We start from the raw sequence: 14,773 nt of genomic DNA on the forward strand, positions 1-14,773 counted from the left end.
CGGCAGCGGCTACAGCGTTGCAACACCCTACGTAGCCGCTGCCGCCAGGCTGCGCTGGCTCTGCGGCTCGCTGGAGATCTTCGGGGTTCACACCGGCCAGCGCAGCCTTCGGCAGCGGCTACGGCGTTGCAGCACCCTCCGTAGCCGCTGCCGCCAGGCTGCGCTGGCCCTGTGCCTCGCTGCAGATCTTCGGGTTGCACGCCGGCCAGCGCAGCCTTCGGCAGCGGCTACAGGGTTGCGGTGCTGCCGGGGCTTTATGCCACCGGCAACCGCAGGTTCAACCGCAACCCCGGGTTCAGGTTCTGCGCCCACAACTCCCCGCCCTGCAACTGCACCCGGCAGCGGGCGATGGTCAGGCCCAGGCCAAAACCGTCGCCCCCCGGGCGGCTGGCGCTGAGCCGCGTGAAGGGCTCGAAGATGCCCTCCAACGCACCTTCCGCCACGCCCGGGCCCTGGTCGTCGATCCACAGGTGCCAGTGGTCCGCCTCGCGCCGGCCGCCCAGGCGCACCTGGCCGTGGCGGGGGGAATGGCGGATGGCGTTGCGCAGGATGTTTTCCATGGCCTGGGCCAGGCCGTTGAGGTGGCAGCGCACCCAGCAGGCGTCGCCCAGGGTGTTGGGCAACTGCTCGGGCTGCCAGCCAGATTCAAAGCAGGCATCCTCCCTCAGCATCTCCCACAGGGTGCCGACGTCCACGGCGTCCAGCGCCAGCTGCGGGCGCTCGGTGTCCAGCCACACCAGCTCCAGGGTGTCGTCGACCAGTTGGCGCATGCCCTGCACCTCGCGCGCCAGGCGCTGGCGCAGGGCCTCGGCGTCGGCGTCGCTCTCCACCGCCACCTGCAGGCGGCTCAGGGGCGTGCGCAGCTCGTGGGACATGTCGCGCAGCAGCCGCCGTTGCAGCGCCACGGTGCGTTGCAGGCGGTCGGCCATGTGATGAAAGGCGCGGCCCAGGTCGCCCAGCTCGTCGCCACGGCGGCTGATGGCCGGGTCCAGGCGCGCGCCCAGCTGGCCTTCGCGCAGGGCATTGGCGTAGGCATGCAGGTGCGCCAGCGGGCCGATCAGCAGCCGGTAGAGCAAGGCGCCCAGCAGCAGCGCCAGGGCGCCGGGCACCAGCCAGTGGGCCACCACCTGCCAGCCCACCGAGGTGGTGGGCACGAAACGTTCGGGCAAGCGCATCACCAGTTGGCCGCTGCCAGGGTCGACCGGGAAGGCGATCTTGATGATCGGCCGCTCGCGAGCGCGGTCGCTCATGGCCCAGTCCAGCTCGCGGGCGAAGCCCAGGCGGTGGCGCTCCACGCCGCTCAGGCGGCGCTCGCCCAGGGGTTGCAGGTCGGGGCCCAGCAGCACAGCCCAGCCCGGTTCGCGGGCGTTGAACTGCAGCAGCCAGCGGTCGATTTCCGCCGGGCCGCCATTGCGCCACACCGCCTCGGCTTCGGCGGCGTAGCCCTGCAGGGTGTGTTGCGCCGTGGGCGACAGGCGATAGCCCTCGCGCTCGAAATGCATACCCCAGGAACGGCTGACGCAGATGATCAGCAAAATCAGCACCAGCAGCAGCCCGCTCAGGCTCCAGAACAGCGAATGACGGCCGGGCAGTTTCATGGCTGGCTCCTCAGCACATAGCCCTTGCCCCACACCGTCTCCACCCGGCCCTCGAAACCGATGGCCGCCAGTTTGCGGCGCACGTGGCTGACGTGCAGGTCCAGCACCCGGTCCTGCAGCGAATAGGGGCGGTGCAGCACGCGCTGGTAGAGGAAGGTCTTGCTCAGCACTTCCTCGGGGTTGGCCAACAGGGTTTCCATCAGCCGGAACTCCACCGGCGTCAGCCCGGCGCGCGCGTGGCCCAGCACCAGGTCCTGGCTGCCGTCGTCGCAGCGGCGCAGCGCCCCGCTCGCGTGGCACACCGGCGGCGTGCGCTCGTAGGCCACGCGGCGCAGCACGGCGTCGATGCGCACGTCCATCTCGCCCATGCTGAACGGCTTGGGCAGGTAGTCGTCGGCGCCCTGGCTGAAGCCGACGATGCGGTCCTGCTCGGCGCCCAGGGCCGACATCAGAATCACCGGCACGCGGTTCTGCCGCCGCAACTGGCCCAGCAGGCTCAGGCCGTCGCGGCTGGGCAGCATGATGTCCATGAGGATCAGGTCATAGCCGCGCCAGTCGTGCAGGTCGTCGCTGCCGGCCACATCGTTGCACACGGTCACCTCGAAGCCGCGCCTGCGCAGGTGCTGGCCCAGGTGGGCGGCAAGCAACAGGTCGTCTTCCACGGCGAGGATTCGCGGCGCGGCAACAGGTGGGCAGGTACTGGGAATCACGGGGGCAAGCTCTCGGCGGACTACAGGGCAACTCGGATGCAAATTATAATTGTTATCAAATATAACCGAACCACCTTTACGAAATTTACAAACCCGCAGCTCAGGTAAATTTTGTAAATACGATTTACTCTCAATTACGACACCCTATCATCGCCCCCCGTCTGGACGACTGCCCCGCCCTGCGACATGGACTGCCGCGGCTGGGGCCTCAATCACTCAAGGGGAGTTATCGTCGTGCTTTTTCATGCCTCACTCAGTCGTCTCACGCTGGCCATCCTGGCGGCCTCCGTCTCACCCGCACTGCTGGCCGAAGACGCTGCCATCACCCTGGACAACACCCTGGTCACCGCCGAGAAAGAACTCAAGCAGGCGCCGGGCGTGTCCGTGATCACCGCCGACGATATCCAGAAAGCCCCGCCGGTGAACGACCTGTCCGACATCATCCGCAAGATGCCCGGCGTCAACCTCACCGGCAACAGCGCCAGCGGCGTGCGCGGCAACAACCGCCAGATCGACATTCGCGGCATGGGCCCGGAGAACACCCTGATCCTGATCGACGGCCTGCCGGTGGAGTCGCGCAACTCGGTGCGCTACGGCCGCACCGGCGACCGTGACACCCGTGGCGACACCAACTGGGTGCCAGCCGATGAGGTGCAGCGCATCGAAGTGCTGCGCGGCCCCGCCGCCGCCCGCTACGGCAACGGCGCGGCGGGCGGCGTGGTGAACATCATCACCAAGCAGCCCACCCAGGCAACCCACGGCAACTTCAGCGTCTACACCGACATGCCCAAGGACAAGGACGAGGGCGCCACCAAGCGCGCCACCTTCGGCCTCAGCGGCCCGCTGACCGACAACCTGACCTACCGGGTATACGGCAACCTGAGCAAGACCGACCGCGACAGCAGTGACATCAACGTGGGCCACGAAGCCGCCGGCGAAGCCGCCGCCTCGGGCGCCGAGGGCGTGCGCAACAAGGACATCAATGGCCGCCTGAGCTGGAAACTCGACGACCGCCAGAGCCTCGACTTCGACGCCAGCTACAGCCGCCAGGGCAACATCTACGCCGGCGACAACCAGTACAACCAGAGCCTGACCAGCAAGAAGGCCGCCAGCGCCGCGCCGTGGGTGGGCCGCGAAACCAACGTGATGTACCGCAACAACTTCGCCATCACCCACAACGGCGACTGGGACTTCGGCACCAGCAAGTTCTTCCTGCAGTACGAGCACACCCGCAACCGCCGCCTCGACGAGGGCCTGACCGGTGGCGTGGAAGGCACCATCGACTCCACCGACTTTTCCACCAGCGGCCTGAAAAGCTACCTGGCCCACGGCGAATTCAACCTGCCGCTGGCCACCCGCCTGCCCCAGGTGCTGACCCTGGGCGGCGAGTTCAACCGCCAGGAGCTCGATGACCCGGCCTCCACCAGCCAGGCGCTGTCCTCGGGCAGCTACTACAACGGCAGCACCAGCGCCGACAGCATCGCCGGCTTGGCCTCGGGCACGCGCAGCAGCAAGGCGGCGGCCAACATCGGCTCGCTGTTTGCCGAGGACAACATCGAGCCGTGGGAAGGCGCCACCCTGACCCCGGGCGTGCGCATGGACGACCACACCAACTTCGGCGTGAACTGGTCGCCCAGCTTGAACATGTCGCAGAAGCTCAACCAGGACTTCACCCTGAAGGCCGGTATCGCCCGCGCGTTCAAGGCGCCGAACCTGTACCAGCTGGACCCCAACTACCTGCTACTGAGCTCGGGCAACGGCTGCCCCATCGGCAGCACCGGCAGCTGCTATATCCAGGGCAACGACGACCTCAAGGCCGAGACCAGCGTCAACAAGGAAATCGGCCTGCAGTTCAAGCGCGACGGCTGGGTGGCGGGCCTGACCTTCTTCCGCAACGACTACCACAACAAGGTAGTGGCCGGCACCGACGTGCTGGGCTACTCCTCGGGCGGCAACATGATCCTCAAGTGGGAGAACGCCAAGAAGGCCGTGACCCAGGGCCTGGAAGCCAACCTGACGGTACCGCTGGCCGACAACCTGACCTGGACCACCAACGGCACTTACATGCAGGAAAACAAGGACTTGGACACCGGCAACGTGCTGTCGATGATTCCCAAGTACACGGTCAACTCGATGCTGGACTGGCAGGTGAACGACAAGTTTTCCACCCAGCTGAGCATCACCAGCTTCGGCCGCCAGAAGCCACCGACCGTGGGCACCACCAAGGTCGACGCCGCCGGCGTGAACACCGACGAGGTGGGCGCCTACAGCCTGGTGAACCTCAACGTCGGCTACCAGGTGACCAAGAACGTGCGCCTGGGCGCCGGCGTGAACAACCTTTTCGACAAGAAGCTGTACCGCGAAGGCAACTCCAACAGCGCCGGCGCCGCCACCTACAACCAGCACGGCCAGGCCGTCTACGCCAGCGTGGCCACTTCGTTCTGATGCTTTACAAATGTACCAAAGTGTAAAAATCAGAATGCGAATCATTGCTTATTGATATGATCGCTGCCCCGCGGACCACCGCGGGGCATGCCCCCCTTTAAACATGGAGTCTTCGATGAAACCTCGCAATCGCGCGCTGTCCCCCGCCAGCCAACTGTGCAAGCTGGCCTCGCTGATCGGCCTGATGAGCCTGGGCATGCAGGCCGCCATGGCGCAGTCGGCGTTCGACACCCCGGACCCGGACTACCAGGGCCAGATCATGGCCATGCCGGCCGAAGGCGGCGCCATCACCGCAGGCAGCGACGTGCACCTGATGGGTCGCGGCTTCAAGCCGGGCCAGCACATCACCCTGACTCGCGGCACCACCGTGCTCAACGCCGAAGCCTACGTGGCGGACGCCCAGGGCGGCTTCAAAGGCGAGCTGAAAGTGCCGGCCGACGCCGCCGTGGGCCAGCAGCCAATCGTGGTCACCGTCAGCAACCCGGCGGCCGCCGCCGTGCTACCGCTGAAGATTTCGCCGGTGGTGCCGCTGTCGGGCACCGAGCGCTTCAAGCAGACCAGCACCAAGCTGGTGCCGGGCCTGTACCAGTCGGCGGTCAGCGCCAAGAGCGGCGCGGTGTTCGTGACCGCCGCCGTGGGCCGCCCGCCGGTGAAGGAATCGCAGCTGCTCAAGCTCAACCCCAAAACCCTGGCCGTCGAAGCCCGCGTCACCCCGGCCGCCGCCCCGGGCCGCGAGCCGGGCAACGTCTACGCGGTGTACGGCGTGGGCGTCGACGACCGCAACGGCAACGTCTGGGTCACCAACACCCGCCAGAACAGCGTGGCCGTGTACCGCCAGTCAGACCTGGGCCTGGTCAAGCAGTTCGCCCCCGACACCGTGGCCCATGCCCGTGACGTGGTGGTCGACGCCGGCCTGGACAAGGCCTTCGCCGGCGCCACCGGCACCTCGACCATCGTCATGTTCGACGCCGGCAAGCAGACCGTCGAACGCACCATCGAGATCAAGTCCAACCAGCGCGGCGAGCGCGCCGCGCCGTTCACCGTCGCCAGCCTGCACCTGGACGCCCAGAACCACAAACTCTACACCGTGAGCCTGAGCACCAACGAAGCGGCGGTGATCGACGCCAAGACCGGCAACGTGGAAAAAGTGTTCCCCATCGAAGGCGTGAAAATGGCCATGGGCGTGGCCTACGACGCCAAGACCAACCGCCTGTTCGTGGCCGCGCAGAACAGCGACAACCTGGCCATCGTCGACGTCGCCAGCGGCAAGACCCTGCACCTGGTGCCCACCGGCGCCGGCCCGCTGAAGGTCACCTTCGACCCGGTCAAGCGCCTGGCCTACGTCAGCAACCGCGGCGCCGGCACCGTCACCGTGGTCGACCCGGACGGCAAGCTGGTGGCCAACCTGGACGACGGCACCTTCCCCAACCACGTCGCCACCGACGGCCAGGGCAACGTGTTTGCGGTGAACAAGTCCAAGGGGCCTGATGACCAGGACGGCGACCGCATCACGCGCATCACCCAGGTACGCTGATAGCCCCCTGACGCGGCCTGCGGCCGCTGCTACGGGTTGACCTGTAGCAGCGGCCGCAGGCCGCGTCCCAGGCGCCGCGAAGCCGGGGCGGCCGGCTGGTGGCTGCCCAACCAGGCGCCCAAGGCCACTACCAGCACCGCCCCCGCCGCACTCGCCGGCCAATGCAGCCACGTCACCTCGACCAGCCCCGGCACCAGCCGTGCGCTGTCCCCCGCCATGCCCCCCGCGATCCAGCCAATCAACCCCGCGCCCGCTTGCACCAGCCACGGCCAGCGCTGCATCGCCGCCAGCACGATGCGGCTGCCCAGGACGATGATGGGAATGCTGATCAGCACCCCCGCCGCCACCAGGTAGACGTTGCCCCGCCCTGCCCCGGCCACCGCCAGCACGTTGTCCAGGGACATCACCACGTCGGCGACGATGATGGTCTTGATGGCGCCCCACAGCCGCGTGCCGCCATCGATTTCCTCGGCGTCATCTTCACGGTTGGCGGCCAGCTTGATGCCGATCCACAACAGCAACAGTGCCCCCACCAGCTTCAACCACGGCACCGCCAGCAGTTGCATGGCAAAGCCCAGCATCACCACCCGCACGCCAATGGCCCCGGCCATGCCGCCGTAGATGGCCTTGCGCTGCAGCGCCTTGGGCAGACGCCGGCAGGCCATGGCGATGACCACGGCGTTGTCGCCACCCAGCAGCAGGTCGATGGCGATGATCTGCGCCAGGGCGGTCCACAGGAAAGGGTCGGTCATCCAGTTCACGCGGGCACCTCAATGAACGAAGAGCGGGAAGATGCCGGTCAGCAGCGACACCGCCAGCAGAATCAGGCAGCTCACCAGCGACCAGCGCAGGGTGTAGCGCTGGCTCTCGGCGTAGTCGAGCTTGAGCATGCTGACCACCAGGTAAGTCGACGCCACCAACGGGCTGAGGATGTGCACCGGCTGGCCGATCAGCGAGGCACGGGCCATCTCGATGGCGCTGATGCCATGGGCCTGGGCGGTCTGCGCAAGGATGGGCATGATGCCGAAATAGAACACGTCGTTGGACACCAGCCAGGTCACCGGGATGCTCACCAGCGCGGTGATCACCGCCATGAACGGCCCGAACGCTTCCGGTATCACCTTCAGCAGGCCCTGGGCCACTGAATCGGCCATGCCGGTGCCAGTCAGCACGCCGGTGAACACACCAGCGGCGAAGATCAGGCTGGACACCGCCAGGATCGGCGGCGCATGCAGCTCCAGCTGCGCCTGCTGATCCTTGAGCCGCGGGAAGTTGACCACCAGCGCCAGGCACGCGGCAATCATGAACAGGTAGCTCAGCGGCAGCAGTTCCAGGCACAGCGCCAGGATCAGCAGCACCGTCAGGCACCAATTGAAAACGAAGCGCCAGCCGCTGTCGCCACGGTGTTCCTTGTGGTCGGCAAAATGGCCGTTGAGGTCGATAGCACCGCCCAAGCGCGCCCGCTCGCGGCGGCCAAACAGCCAGGCCAGGGCAAAGGTCCACAGCATGCACGCCAGCAGGCCCGGCAGCATGGGCACGAACATCTCGCCCACGTCCACGTGCAGCGCCGTGGCCGCCCGCGCGGTCGGCCCACCCCAGGGCACCATGTTGCCTAGCCCCGCCACTTGCAGCAGCAGGCAGCAAACCATCGGCAGCGACAGGCCCAGGCGCTTGTAGATGGGCAGGAACGCCGACAGCACAATCATGTAGATGGTGGCGCCGTCACCGTCCAGGGCGACGATGAACGCCAGGGCCACGGTGCCGACGAAGATTTTCACCGGGTCGCCGCGCACCGCGTTGACGATGCGCGTCACCAGCGGGTCGAACATGCCCGCCTCGGTCATGGTCAGGAAGAACAGCATGGCGAAGACCATCATCACGCCGTTGGGCGCAACCACGCGCACGCCGTCGAGGATGAACTTGCCGACGTCGGCGTGGAAGCCGCCGATCAGCGCGAACACCGTGGGGATCAGGATCAGCGCGGTCAACGCCGAGAGTTTCTTGCTCATCAGCAAGAAGATGAAACAGGCCAACATGATAAAACTGAGCATCATGAGCATGGCGTTTTCCTGTTTTTTATAGTTGTACAGGGGGTGCCGCGAGCGGCATCACCGCAACCGATGATGCCGACATTCTAGCCAGTCAGACGGGCAGGCCCTTGCTGCGCAGCAATGAATCGAAGCGCTCTGGGTCGGCGGTGCCGGCGCGGTTGGTCTCGCGGATGCCCGCCTCGCGATCCAGGTGCGCCAAGGTCCTGGGCAGCAGCGCCGCGGCGTCCTGGGCCGGGATGGCGATGACGCCGTCGGCGTCGCCCAGCACCAGGTCGCCGGGCAGCACGCACAGGCCGGCGCAGGCGATGGGCACGTTGATCTCGCCCGGGCCGTCCTTGCTCGGGCCGCGGTGGGTGTGGCCGGCAGCGAACACCGGGACGATGCCCTCGGCCAGTTCTTCCAGGTCGCGCACGGCGCCGTCGATGACGATGCCGCCCAGCTTCACCCGCAGCGCGGTGGTGCGCACCAGACCGCCGATGACCGCCTGGCTGACGTCGCCGCCGCCGTCGATGACCAGCACGTCGCCGGCCTGCACCATCATCAGCGCCTTGTGCACCATCAAGTTGTCACCGGGGCGCACGCGCACGGTGAAGGCCGGGCCGCAGAGCTTCAGCGACAGGTCGCCGTGGTAGGCGCGCAGGCCGCGGGCGCCGATGCTGCGGCCCATGCAGTCGCCGGCCACCGCCACGGGAATTTCGCGGAAGGCGTGCACCAGGTCTGCCGGCAGGCTGGCGACGCGTGGGTTGATGCGGTAGCCCGCAGGCCATTGTTGAGCAGTCATGGCAATACTCCTGATCAGTGTTGAAGAACCTGTGGGTTGACGCAGGCGCTGGCCGCAGGCGGCGTGCCGTCAAGGAAGCCCAGCACGTTGCGCGCGGCGCCCGCGGCCATGGCGGCCAGCGCCGCCGGGGTGGAACCACCGACGTGCGGGGTCAGCACCACGTTGTCCAGGCGCAGCAGCGGGCTGTTGGCCGGCAGCGGCTCCACGGCCATGGTGTCGAGGCCGGCGGCGTACAGTTGGCCGCTGGCCAGCGCCTGCACCAGCGCGGCTTCGTCCACCACTTCGCCACGGGCAGTGTTGATCAGCAGCGTGCCTTCGGGCAGCAGCGCCAGCTGTTCGGCGCCGATCAGGTTGCGGGTCTGGGCGGTGAGCGGCACGTGCAGGCTGAGCACCTGGCTGCGGCCGAGCAACACGCTCAAGTCGTCGATGCGCTCGGCGCCATCCAGCGTGGCGTCGGCGGGCAGCAGCGGGTCGTGCACCAGCACCTGCATGCCGATGGCCTGGCAAGCCCGGGCCACGCGCCGCGCCACCTGGCCAAAGCCGATCAGGCCCAAGGTCCGGCCGCTCAGCTCCAGGCCGTCCTGGGCCCGGGACCAACGGCCCTGGCGGATTTCGCGGTCCATCCAGCTGATCCGGCGGGCGGCGGCGAACATCAGGCCCAGGGTCATTTCGGTGACCGATTGCGCGTTCGCACCGGGCGTCACGTACACTGGAATGCCCCGGCCAGTGGCAGCAGCCACGGCGATATTGCTGACGCCAACGCCGTGCTTGGAGATGACTTTCAAGGTGGGACAGCCGTCGATGGCGGCGGCGGTCAGGTCCAGGGTGCGGGAGATAACGGCGTCCACCGGCTCGCGAGCGAGAATGCGTTCGATGTCAGCGGGGCCTTGCTCGGGTGTCACGTACAGCACCCGGCAACCCTGGGCCCGCAGCAGCTCCAAGCCAGCGGGCGCCAGGCGTGGGGCGGTCACAAGAATGGTATGAGGCATGGGCAGGATCTCTGGCTTGTTATTGTTCGCTGCCGAAAGTATCCCTGCCGTTATCCTTTATTTCTATTAGCGTATTTTCAACAAATCATTCTTCGCAGGAATGATTTAACCGCAGAATTTCAATGAAGCGCCGCGTGGCCGGCGACAGGTAGCCATCGGCCCGGTGGAGCACGCCGAAGCGCCGGGCCATGGTGGTCAGCGGGTTGGGAATTTCCACCAGGCCACCGCCGTGGCGGCTGTCGGCCAGGTTGCGGCGCGAGAGAAAACTCAGCAGCCCGGTCTCGGTGATCAGGTTGGGCACCGCAGCGATGGAGCTGGTGGCAATGGCGACCCGCGGCGCCGGCAGCCCCTGGGCCAGGAAGGCCTGGTCCAGCCACTGGCGCGTGGCCACCGACGGCGCGGAGAGAATCCAGCGGTACTCGCACAACGCTTCCAGCGGCACCTGGCGCCCGGCCAACGGGTGGTGGGCGCTGGCGGCCACCACCACTTCGTCGCTGGCGATAGGCAGCTCCACCAGGTCATCGTTGCGGGTGCCCAAAGGCCCGACGACCAGGTCCAGCAGGTCCTTGCGCAGGGAGTCGTGCAGCACGTCGTTCATGCCGATCTGCAGGTCCAGCACCACTGCCGGCGCCTCGTCCTGCAGCAGGCGGCAGGCACGCGGCATCAGGTATTCAGCGGTGGTGGCTGCCGCGCCGACGCGGATGGTGCCGGCCAGGCCCTTGCCCAGCGACGAGGTCTGCCGGTGGGTTTCGTCAAGCATGCGCTCGATCAGCAACGAGCGGTCACGCAGCAGCTGCCCGGCATCAGTGAGGCGGATGCCGCGGCCAATGCGCTCGAACAGCTCGGCGTCGTAGGCGCTTTCCAGCCGGTCGATGCACTTGGACAACGCCGACTGGGAAATATGCAGCGCCTCGGACGCCCGCCCCAGGTGGCCCAGTTCGGCGACCTTGATGAAGTAGACCAGGTCGCGAATCTGCAGGTTGATGCTCATCGAGGCGGTGCTCCCGGCAATCCTTGTGGGTGTGCGGCGAGGATACCTTATGCACCGCCCGCGCCGCCCTGTAGAGTGGCGCCAAGCCCTGCCGAGGATTCGCCATGCCGCCCCACCCGCCCTTTTCCGGCGCCAAGATCGCCCTGCTGTGCGAAGGCCAGATCCTCACCTACCAGCGCGACGACAAACCGAGCATCCCCTGGCCGGGGTTGTGGGACTTGCCCGGCGGTGGCCGCGAAGGCGATGAAACGCCTGTACAGTGCGCCGCCCGCGAGACCTGGGAAGAGTTCGGCTTGACCCTGGATGAGAGCTGGATCGTCTGGATCCGGGTCTACCCTGGCCAGGGCATGAACGGGCTGGACACCTGGTTCTTCGTCGCCCAGGTGCCGGTGGGCACCTTCGAGCAGGTGGTGTTTGGTGATGAAGGCCAGCGCTGGGAGGTGACTGGCGTGGAAGCTTTCCTGGCCCGTTCCGACGGCATCGACCGGTTGCAGGCGCGGCTGCGCGAGTACCTTTCGGCACAGTGACGGGTCTCAAAGGGTAACAGTTCAAGGATTGTCCGAAGCGGCCGCCACGATACAATTCCGACCTCCAGACTCTGCGGCAACTTCAAGACGATAAAGGAGTGAGCAGCGATCAATTGCAACGCGGCAATGACCTGAAGGTTGGCTATCGTGATGCTGAACATGACATGGTGGAACTGTCGACTTGCACCACCGGCGGCAGGCGCCTCGCGATACCCCATCACCCCGGCCTTCGATGAAATCATCAGGTCGCTGCTGCAGGACCGGAATTCGGACATCGTTGGACTATGCGAAGTTGATGACACGGATATCGAACATATAGAGCAATTGCTACAACGCCCCGCCCTCTCCCACTTCAAGGTCATCAGCCTTTACAAAAAAGGCCGCTCCATTGACGACTTGTGCCTGATCTACAACACAACCCGGCTTGCTCCGAGGGGTACGCCGCAGTACGCCAACGCTCGTGATACCACTTACGACACGTGGCTGAAAGCAGGTGTTTTCATATGCCTTGAGTTGCACGGCCTTGGGCCTGTATTCATCGGGCTATCTCACTGGCAAAGCCGTAACACCCTGCCAGAGGGCTCACCCTCGCGTTTCAAGCTGGGTGTGGCGCTAAATGCGACGGTGACGAAAATTCGGCGTGAAAACCCAGGCGCGCCCATCATTCTGTGCGGTGACTACAACGACGAGCCCTTCGACCCCTCCGTGGTACATGCGCTGGGCGCCACCCGCGATGTATCGCTGCTCAAGACCCGAAAAAACGCCCTGTTCAACCCATTCTGGCCCCTGATGGGGTCCCCCAGTTGCAGCGAACTGCCTCCCGGCACGTTCCTCACCAGTGGCAAGGGCGTGTCCTCGCTGCTGATGTTCGACCACATGATGCTGTGCTCGGCGGCCTTGCGCTGCTGGAAAGTGGCGGATAGAGCGGTGCTCAATGAGATACCCGCCAAGGAATGGAAAAAAGTATCAGACCACTACCCTATCTTCCTGACTCTCAAGAGCGCCACCCCATGAACTTTCTAGACGCCGTAAAACAGGGAATGTGCAAGGCGCGCGAGGCCGATGCTGCCACGTGTGAAGTCAACACGATATTCGAGGCCATCAACCTGGACCTGGCGCGATTCGACGAATCGGTAACCCTCAAGCTTGCACGAACGGTATCCACCGTCGCCTCAATAAAATCAGTGACCAGCTTCTTCACCGAAGTCACCAGCGAATATGCCCCCGAAGATGTCATCCAAATCACCGTGACAACACAGGGCGCTTCGACCACGTCGGTCATCGCGAAGTGGCGCCAGCACACCGATGGCTTCCCTTGCGTGCTGTCCTTTGAAGGGGAAGAGTTCACCTGCACAACGGGCGACGACCTGCGCGCCGCTTTCTCGGAGCTGTTCAGCACGGCCAGCTTTGGCCGGGCGCTGGTGGCGTCATTGGAATAAGCGGAAACCCGAGCTGCGGGCGGGTCTGGTAGAATAGCGGCCTAGATCCGCCCATCACCCATGGGCCCTCGGCAGCACCATCCGCTGATGGCTAGCCGCTTTGAGCCCATCAGATACACCTCGCGACAACCTGCCGGTTTCCTATGAGGTTTGACGGTGTAACATACCCCTTCACCGCCCGACGTCGAGGTTGCCATGACCGGTATATCGCTAAACCTTCCGGAAGACCTTTCCAACTCTCTCGCCGACCTCGCCAAGACCAATGGCCAGAGCGCCAGCTACCTGGCTATGGACGTTCTTCGTGATTACATCGAGCACGAAAAGTCGTTGACTGCGCAGATCGAACAAGCGGTGAAAGAAGCCGACGAAGGTAAGTTCGCCAGCGAAGAGCAAGTCGCGGCAATGCGTGCACGGCGCTGGGGCCGGAATGCGGGTTGAGTGGCTGGAAAAAGCCCTCAAAAATCTGGAAGACGAAGCTAGTTATATCGCGCTGGAAAACCCGCAGGCTGCAGATGATTTTTCTGATGCAATCTTTGCAAGCGTCGATAATCTTGCACAGTTTCCCACTATGGGCCGTGAAGGGCGGGTAAAAAATACACGGGAGTGGGCGGTGCCAAATTGGTCGTATCTGATTCCGTATCGGGTTCGTGGTGACTGCCTGCAGATCCTGGGGGGCTTTCACACAAGGCAGAGACCTCGTTCCAAATCGATCATTGATATTTCAGTAGCATGGTTATAAGGAGTCGATACCCACGACCAGCTGCCTGGTACTCACTGGGCACTATGCTCACGAAATCGATTCCAGATAGTTCCGCAGGCTCTCCCAATGTGAGCCCAGCACCTTCGCATTGATGGCTGTCGACCGTTGCCAGACCAACCAAGGTAGCGCCATCTCCACGGCGAGGAACCGGCGATGGTCGACCACTACCAACTCAACCTGGGTTCATTGCGCAGCAGCATCACCCTTACGCTGCACACCCATCACGCCGCCCGCCTGTGGCAGGGGCGCCTCGCGCGTGAAGGCGTGCATGCGATCATGGGCATGGCCGGCTACATCAGCGTCACCAACCTGCTCAAGCAGGCCAGCAGCCAGGATGACCCCTTCGCCGACTGGTACATGCTGCAGCTGGAAGAAAAGCTGCTGCTGGCCAAGGCCGAAATGCTCGCCCTGTCCGAGCAAGTGGGCCGCCTGGAGCGCGACCTGCCGAGCCAGGTCGACATCGGCGACAACCTCAACATCCACCCGGTGACCTTGCCGCTGTTTATCGGCAGCCAGCTGGGGTTTCTCGCGGTCTACCTGCTCACCGACTACGACACGCTGGTGCGGCGGGTGCTGTTGGCCCATCACACGGCGCTGATCGGCCGCAGCGACATGGAAATCTGGATCGACCGCGGTGCGCACCTACTGCGTAGCCTGTTTGGCCTGGCGCAGCGCTACCGCCTGGCCGGCGTCAGCCGCGATGACATGGCGGCGAACAACGCCCGCGCCCGCGACGTCGTGGACAAGTTCGGCCTGCCACCAAAGGACGTTCTCGAAGGCCTGCGGCGCTCGCAGTTCGCCCCGCCGACGGTTCGCCATCCAGCTGTCCGTCAGGAGGAAGCGCTCGGGGATGAGCCGGCAAGCGAGCAGTGGGTGCCTGAACTAACTGTCCAGCCCGAAGGCGGTGTGGCATGACCCTCGCCGAGGCGATCGCCCGGCGCCTGTCAA

At 65.4% G+C, this 14,773-nt stretch carries 15 protein-coding genes; 8 read left to right on the plus strand and 7 right to left on the minus strand.

From position 1 onward, the window contains the following. Positions 1-254: 254 nt before the first annotated feature. Together AC0Z2B_RS18475 and AC0Z2B_RS18480 are read right to left on the minus strand one after the other, a co-directional pair. A complete protein-coding gene (locus AC0Z2B_RS18475; protein WP_476298560.1) occupies positions 255-1,598 on the minus strand; it encodes a HAMP domain-containing sensor histidine kinase in 1,344 nt (447 codons plus the stop codon). After that, positions 1,595-2,308, minus strand: a complete 714-nt coding sequence (locus tag AC0Z2B_RS18480) for a response regulator transcription factor (protein ID WP_476298562.1) — start codon at positions 2,306-2,308, stop codon at positions 1,595-1,597. The genes AC0Z2B_RS18475 and AC0Z2B_RS18480 overlap by 4 nt, the downstream gene beginning before the upstream one ends. A 186-nt stretch (positions 2,309-2,494) precedes the next feature. Here AC0Z2B_RS18480 and AC0Z2B_RS18485 point away from each other — a divergent pair, with 186 nt between their 5' ends. Together AC0Z2B_RS18485 and AC0Z2B_RS18490 are read left to right on the plus strand one after the other, a co-directional pair. After that, the gene (locus AC0Z2B_RS18485) at positions 2,495-4,753 is read left to right on the plus strand and encodes a TonB-dependent siderophore receptor (protein WP_476298564.1); all 2,259 of its coding nucleotides are present in this window, start codon (positions 2,495-2,497) and stop codon (positions 4,751-4,753) included. A gap of 115 nt (positions 4,754-4,868) precedes the next feature. Then, positions 4,869-6,287 (plus strand): YncE family protein, encoded by a 1,419-nt coding sequence (locus AC0Z2B_RS18490; protein ID WP_476298566.1) that lies wholly within the window; start codon positions 4,869-4,871, stop codon positions 6,285-6,287. 29 nt (positions 6,288-6,316) lie between these two features. Here the strand turns inward: AC0Z2B_RS18490 and AC0Z2B_RS18495 are convergent, their stop codons facing one another. The 5 genes from AC0Z2B_RS18495 to AC0Z2B_RS18515 all read right to left on the minus strand — a co-directional run bounded on the left by AC0Z2B_RS18495 (position 6,317) and on the right by AC0Z2B_RS18515 (position 11,099). Beyond that, positions 6,317-7,039 (minus strand): TerC family protein, encoded by a 723-nt coding sequence (locus AC0Z2B_RS18495; RefSeq protein WP_476298568.1) that lies wholly within the window; start codon positions 7,037-7,039, stop codon positions 6,317-6,319. Positions 7,040-7,057: 18 nt separating this feature from the next. Further along, the gene (locus AC0Z2B_RS18500; protein ID WP_476298570.1) at positions 7,058-8,347 is read right to left on the minus strand and encodes a CitMHS family transporter; all 1,290 of its coding nucleotides are present in this window, start codon (positions 8,345-8,347) and stop codon (positions 7,058-7,060) included. A gap of 82 nt (positions 8,348-8,429) precedes the next feature. Next, positions 8,430-9,119 carry an RraA family protein gene (locus AC0Z2B_RS18505; RefSeq protein WP_473006058.1) on the minus strand — a complete coding sequence of 230 codons (690 nt, stop codon included), beginning with the start codon at positions 9,117-9,119 and terminating at the stop codon, positions 8,430-8,432. A gap of 14 nt (positions 9,120-9,133) precedes the next feature. Next, positions 9,134-10,108, minus strand: a complete 975-nt coding sequence (locus AC0Z2B_RS18510; RefSeq protein WP_476298571.1) for a hydroxyacid dehydrogenase — start codon at positions 10,106-10,108, stop codon at positions 9,134-9,136. Positions 10,109-10,193: 85 nt separating this feature from the next. Beyond that, entirely contained in the window at positions 10,194-11,099 is a 906-nt protein-coding gene (locus AC0Z2B_RS18515; RefSeq protein WP_476298573.1) for a LysR family transcriptional regulator, read from the minus strand. Positions 11,100-11,203: 104 nt separating this feature from the next. On the opposite strand from AC0Z2B_RS18515, the gene AC0Z2B_RS18520 reads away from it, so the two are divergent. The 6 genes from AC0Z2B_RS18520 (at position 11,204) to AC0Z2B_RS18545 (ending at position 14,740) form a co-directional block, all read left to right on the plus strand. Further along, the gene (locus AC0Z2B_RS18520; protein ID WP_476298575.1) at positions 11,204-11,626 is read left to right on the plus strand and encodes an NUDIX hydrolase; all 423 of its coding nucleotides are present in this window, start codon (positions 11,204-11,206) and stop codon (positions 11,624-11,626) included. Between the two features lie 150 nt (positions 11,627-11,776). After that, positions 11,777-12,640: an endonuclease/exonuclease/phosphatase family protein gene (locus AC0Z2B_RS18525; RefSeq protein ID WP_476298708.1), complete on the plus strand. Its 864-nt coding sequence runs from the start codon at positions 11,777-11,779 to the stop codon at positions 12,638-12,640. Then, positions 12,637-13,065: a hypothetical protein gene (locus AC0Z2B_RS18530; RefSeq protein WP_476298576.1), complete on the plus strand. Its 429-nt coding sequence runs from the start codon at positions 12,637-12,639 to the stop codon at positions 13,063-13,065. Before AC0Z2B_RS18525 ends, AC0Z2B_RS18530 begins: the two co-directional genes overlap by 4 nt. Positions 13,066-13,260: 195 nt before the next feature. Then, entirely contained in the window at positions 13,261-13,503 is a 243-nt protein-coding gene (locus tag AC0Z2B_RS18535; RefSeq protein ID WP_476298578.1) for a CopG family ribbon-helix-helix protein, read from the plus strand. Next, on the plus strand, positions 13,493-13,804 hold the full coding sequence (locus AC0Z2B_RS18540) for a type II toxin-antitoxin system RelE/ParE family toxin (RefSeq protein ID WP_476298580.1): 312 nt from the start codon (positions 13,493-13,495) through the stop codon (positions 13,802-13,804). Before AC0Z2B_RS18535 ends, AC0Z2B_RS18540 begins: the two co-directional genes overlap by 11 nt. Positions 13,805-13,978: 174 nt before the next feature. Next, positions 13,979-14,740: a PFL_4669 family integrating conjugative element protein gene (locus AC0Z2B_RS18545; RefSeq protein WP_476298582.1), complete on the plus strand. Its 762-nt coding sequence runs from the start codon at positions 13,979-13,981 to the stop codon at positions 14,738-14,740. Positions 14,741-14,773: the final 33 nt, after the last annotated feature.

The organism is Pseudomonas sp. GYB4201 (assembly GCF_056312595.1).

Coding starts and splice junctions, on each gene's coding strand:
- AC0Z2B_RS18535 (WP_476298578.1), top strand. CDS start 13,261: ATGACCGGTATATCGCTAAACCTTCCGGAAGACCTTTCCAACTCTCTC.
- AC0Z2B_RS18490 (WP_476298566.1), top strand. CDS start 4,869: ATGAAACCTCGCAATCGCGCGCTGTCCCCCGCCAGCCAACTGTGCAAG.
- AC0Z2B_RS18495 (WP_476298568.1), bottom strand. CDS start 7,039: ATGACCGACCCTTTCCTGTGGACCGCCCTGGCGCAGATCATCGCCATC.
- AC0Z2B_RS18485 (WP_476298564.1), top strand. CDS start 2,495: ATGGACTGCCGCGGCTGGGGCCTCAATCACTCAAGGGGAGTTATCGTC.
- AC0Z2B_RS18515 (WP_476298573.1), bottom strand. CDS start 11,099: ATGAGCATCAACCTGCAGATTCGCGACCTGGTCTACTTCATCAAGGTC.
- AC0Z2B_RS18520 (WP_476298575.1), top strand. CDS start 11,204: ATGCCGCCCCACCCGCCCTTTTCCGGCGCCAAGATCGCCCTGCTGTGC.
- AC0Z2B_RS18500 (WP_476298570.1), bottom strand. CDS start 8,347: ATGCTCATGATGCTCAGTTTTATCATGTTGGCCTGTTTCATCTTCTTG.
- AC0Z2B_RS18525 (WP_476298708.1), top strand. CDS start 11,777: ATGCTGAACATGACATGGTGGAACTGTCGACTTGCACCACCGGCGGCA.
- AC0Z2B_RS18545 (WP_476298582.1), top strand. CDS start 13,979: ATGGTCGACCACTACCAACTCAACCTGGGTTCATTGCGCAGCAGCATC.
- AC0Z2B_RS18530 (WP_476298576.1), top strand. CDS start 12,637: ATGAACTTTCTAGACGCCGTAAAACAGGGAATGTGCAAGGCGCGCGAG.
- AC0Z2B_RS18510 (WP_476298571.1), bottom strand. CDS start 10,108: ATGCCTCATACCATTCTTGTGACCGCCCCACGCCTGGCGCCCGCTGGC.
- AC0Z2B_RS18505 (WP_473006058.1), bottom strand. CDS start 9,119: ATGACTGCTCAACAATGGCCTGCGGGCTACCGCATCAACCCACGCGTC.
- AC0Z2B_RS18540 (WP_476298580.1), top strand. CDS start 13,493: ATGCGGGTTGAGTGGCTGGAAAAAGCCCTCAAAAATCTGGAAGACGAA.
- AC0Z2B_RS18475 (WP_476298560.1), bottom strand. CDS start 1,598: ATGAAACTGCCCGGCCGTCATTCGCTGTTCTGGAGCCTGAGCGGGCTG.